We start from the raw sequence: 4555 nt of genomic DNA, 5'->3' as shown, positions 1-4555 counted from the left end.
GATACTCCCCCAAACCGATCAACACATCACGGAAATTCACCCCCGCAGCACGCACCTCAACCCGCACCTCACCCCACCCCAAACCACCCAACACCTCAGGAGCCTCAACAAACCCCAACCCACCCAGAGAACCGGAGTCGGAGACGTGCAGGCGCCGGCCGGGGCCGGGTGCGGGCAGCACGGGGGCCGGACGGGCGAGCCGCGGGACGTACGCCCGGGAGCCGCGCAGGGCGAGCTGGGGCTCGTCGGACATCACGGCGGCGGGCAGAGCGGCCAGTGAGTCGGGGTGGTCGATGTCGACCAGAACGATCCGGCCGGGCTGTTCGGTCTGCGCGGAACGCACCAGGCCACGGGCCGCCGCCACGGCGGGCGCGGTGATCGTGTCGCCCGGCAGGCAGACCACGGCGCCGGTGGTCACCAGCACCAGGCGGGTGTCGGCTGTGTCGTCGTCGGCGAGGTGTCGGCGGACCAGGTCCAGCACGCGGTGCGTGGTCGCGTGGAGTTCGTCGTCCTCCAGGCGGACGATCCGGATGCCGTCCTCCGGTGCCTGCGGCGTGGACGGGGTGGCGGGGTCCTCGACGCCTTCAGGCAGGCCCAGTGGTGTCCACGTGATGTCGAACAAGGCGTCGGCGGCCGCCGACGCGTGGAGCCGGCCGGCGTCGACCGGTCGCAGGGTCAGCGTGCCGACAGAGGCGACCGGAGTACCGGTCGGGTCGGCGACGGTCACGCTCACGGTGTCGGGGCCGACTGCGGCAAATCGTACTCGCAGCCGGTCCGCGCCCGAGGCGTGCAGGGTGACTCCGGTCCAGGAGAACGGCAGCCGTGCCGTGCCCGGCGCATCGGCGTCGTCGAGGACACCGCCGAGACCGAGGGCGTGCAGGGCGGAGTCGAGCAGCGCCGGGTGCAGGCCGAAGGCGGCGGCGTCCGCGTCCTCGGGCAGGGCGACGTCCGCGTAGAGCGCCTCGGGGGTACGCCAGGCGGCGCGCAGGCCCCGGAAGAGGGGACCGTACTCCAGGCCCACGGCGGCGAGTTGCTCGTAGAGGCCGGTCACGTCCACCGGTTCAGCGCCCGTCGGGGGCCAGTCGGTGAGGGGGGCGGGGAGCGGATCGGGAGCGGTGGAGAGCAGTCCGGCGGCGTGCCGGGTCCATTCCTGAGCGTCGTTCTGACGGCCGTACACCGTGACCGGACGGACGCCGTCATCGGCCGCCGCGCCCACCACGACCTGCACGGTGGCGGGCAGGATCAGAGGCGTCTCGACCAGGAGCTCGTCCAGCGCGGCGGTGCCGCACGCGGCGCCTGCGCGCAGCGCCATCTCGACCAGCGCGGTGCCGGGCAGCACGATGCGCTCGTGGACCACGTGGCCGGCCAGCCAGGGCTGGGCGGTGTGCGTCAGCCGGGCGGTGAACAGGTGGCCCGCACCGTCGGCGAGGGGCACCGCCGCACCCAGGAGCGGGTGGTCTGCGCTGCCGAGTCCGGCGGCGGCCAGGTCTCCCGTGCTGGGTCGCGGCCGGATCCAGTACCGCTCGTGCTGGAAGGCATACGGGGGCAGGGCGAGGCCGGGTCCGGGCAGGTGACGGGCCCAGTCCACGGCGACGCCCCGCACGTGCAGATCCGCCACGGCCCGCCCGAAGGAGTTCGCCTCGGGGTGCCCGTCGCGCAGGACGGGGACGGCGGAGGCGCCGTCGAGCAGGGCGGAGACGAGCGCCGACAGGACGCCGTCCGGGCCGAGTTCGAGGAAGGTCCCCGTGTCCGAGAGGGAGGCCACGGCGTCGGCGAAGCGCACCGGTTCGCGGACCTGGCGCACCCAGTACTCGGGGGTGTCGATGTCGCCGGACGCCGTCGTGACGATCCGGATCGAGGGGGAACGGTACGTCAGCGAACGGGCCACCTTCGCGAACTCGGCGAGCATCGGTTCCATGAGGTGCGAGTGGAACGCGTGCGAGACGGACAGTCGCTTGACCCGACGCCCCTCCCCACGGAGGTGCTCCTCCAGCAGGCCGATCGCCTCGACCGAGCCCGAAACCGTCAACGAAGTCGGCCCGTTGACCGCCGCCAGATCCACCCCTTCCGGCAGCTCAAGCTCGTCCTCGGCCGCCTCGACGGCGAGCATGGCACCGCCCTCGGGCAACGCGTCCATCAACCGGCCACGCGCGGAGACCAGCCGGCAGGCATCATCCAGCGACAGCACACCGGCGACATGCGCAGCAGCCAGCTCACCCACCGAATGGCCCACCAGCACATCAGGGACCACACCCCACGACTCCAGGAGCCGGAAGAGCCCGACCTCCAACGCGAACAGCCCCGCCTGCGCGTACACCGTCCGGTCCAAGGCCTCCTGATCCCCGAACACCACCTCACCCAGCGGACGCTCCAAATCCACCCGCGCACACACCGCGTCGAAAGCATCCGCGAACACCGGGAACGACTCGTACAGCTCCCGCCCCATACCGGCGCGCTGGGATCCCTGCCCCGTGAACAGGAAGCCCGGACGGCCGTCGGTCACGGTCGCCGTGCCGCGCCGGACGTCGCCGGAGGGCGTGTTCCCGGCGAGGGCCTCCAGACCGGCGGTGAGGGTGACGAGGTCGTCGCCCAGAACGAGCGCACGGTGCTCCAGCGCTGCCCGGCCGGTCGCCAGCGTGTGGGCGACGGCCGAGGGGTCCGCCTCGGGGTGCTCGGCGAGGAAGGCCCGCAGACGCTGCGCCTGGGCGGTGAGTGCGGGTGCGGAGCGCGCGGACAGCAGCCACGGTCCGCCGGCTCGCGCACCGGTGACGGGTTTCGAGGAAGCGGTCGGAGCCGCCTCCTCCAGGATGACGTGGGCGTTGGTGCCGCTCACGCCGAAGGAGGAGACGGCGGCCCTGCGCGGGCCTTCGCCCGCGGTCCACGCCCTGGTCTCGGTGAGGAGTTCCACCGCGCCCGCCGCCCAGTCGACGTGGGAGGAGGGCCTGTCGACGTGGAGGGTGGGGGGCAGCGTCTCGTGGCGCATCGCCTCGACCATCTTGATGACGCCGGCGACACCCGAGGCGGCCTGTGTGTGGCCGATGTTGGACTTCACCGAGCCGAGCCACAGCGGCCGGTCGTCGGTACGCTCCTGGCCGTACGTCGCCAGCAGCGCCTGCGCCTCGATGGGGTCACCGAGCCGGGTGCCCGTGCCGTGTGCCTCCACCGCGTCGATCTCCGAGAGGGCGACACCCGCATCGGCTGCGGCGGCGCGGACCACGCGCTGCTGCGCGGGACCGTTGGGGGCGGTCAGGCCGTTGGACGCACCGTCCTGGTTGACCGCCGATCCGCGGACCACGGCCAGTACCTCGTGGCCGTTGGCGACGGCGTCGGAGAGCCGCTCCACCAGCAGTACGCCCACGCCCTCGGACCAGGAGGTGCCGTCGGCGGCATCGGCGAACGGCTTGCAGCGGCCGTCGGCGGCCAGGCCGCCCTGCCGGCTGAACTCGACGAACGCGGCGGGGGTCGCCATCACCGTGACGCCGCCCGCGAGGGCGAGGTCACACTCTCCGTTGCGCAGCGCCCGCACAGCCAGGTGCAACGCCACCAGGGACGATGAGCAGGCGGTGTCGACGGTGACCGCCGGGCCCTCAAGGCCGAAGGTGTAGGAGATCCGGCCGGAGAGGACGCTGGCGGCTGTGCCGGTGGCGAGGAAGCCTTCGACGTCCTGGCCCGCCTGGGCCGCGAGGGCGGTGTAGTCCTGGCCGTTGGTGCCGGCGAAGACACCTGTGCGGCTGCCGCGCAGCGACGTGGGGTCGAGGCCCGCGCGTTCCAGTGCCTCCCAGGTGGTCTCCAGGAGGAGCCTCTGCTGCGGGTCCATGGCGAGCGCCTCGCGCGGCGAGATGCCGAACAGAGCGGCGTCGAACTCTCCTGCGCCGTCGAGGAAACCGGCCTGACGCACGTACGAGGTCCCGGGACCGTCCCCGGCGAAGAGGGAGTCGAGGTCCCAGCCGCGGTCGTCCGGGAAGTCCCCGGCGACGTCCCAGCCCTCGACGACCAGTTTCCACAGCTCGGCGGGGCTGTGGACACCGCCGGGATAGCGGCAGGCCATGGAGACGATGGCGATCGGTTCGTCGTCGCGGACGGTCGGGGCGGTGTTGTCGGCGCGGTCGGCCGGCTCCCCGAACGCCTCGGTCAGGAGGTGCAGCGCAAGGGCCTGGGCGTTGGGGTGGTCGAACACCAGGGTGGCGGTGAGCCGGCGGCCGGTGGCCCGGGTCAGGCGGTCACGCAGGTCGAGGGCGGTCAGCGAGTCGAAACCCAGTTCCTTGAAGGGGCGTTCGGGGTCCACGCTGTCGAGCGTCGTGTGCCCGAGGACTGCGGCGACCTCCACGCGTACGAGATCGAGCACGGCGCGGTCCCGTCCCGGCTCGGGCATGCCGGCGAGGCGGTCCGCCCAGGCGGAGACAGCGTCCGTGTTCTCGGCCGGAGCGCCCTGTCCCTCCCTCCGCCACGGCAGTTCGACGAGGAGGGGGCTGGGGCGGAGGCTGGTGAAAGCCGCACCGAACCGCCCCCAATCGACATCAGCCACCGTGACAGCGACATCATCACCATCCAGAGC

General features: G+C 72.8%; 1 protein-coding gene. It reads right to left on the bottom strand.

The window, feature by feature from the left end; genetic code table 11:
- On the bottom strand, positions 1-4555 hold a 4555-nt coding region (locus tag ABT001_RS35710), incomplete at both ends, for a type I polyketide synthase (RefSeq protein WP_502967585.1).

Source organism: Streptomyces sp. NPDC002793 (genome assembly GCF_040295485.1).
Classification (GTDB): Bacteria; Actinomycetota; Actinomycetes; order Streptomycetales; family Streptomycetaceae; genus Streptomyces.
This window is presented reverse-complemented; position numbering and strand designations above follow the sequence as displayed.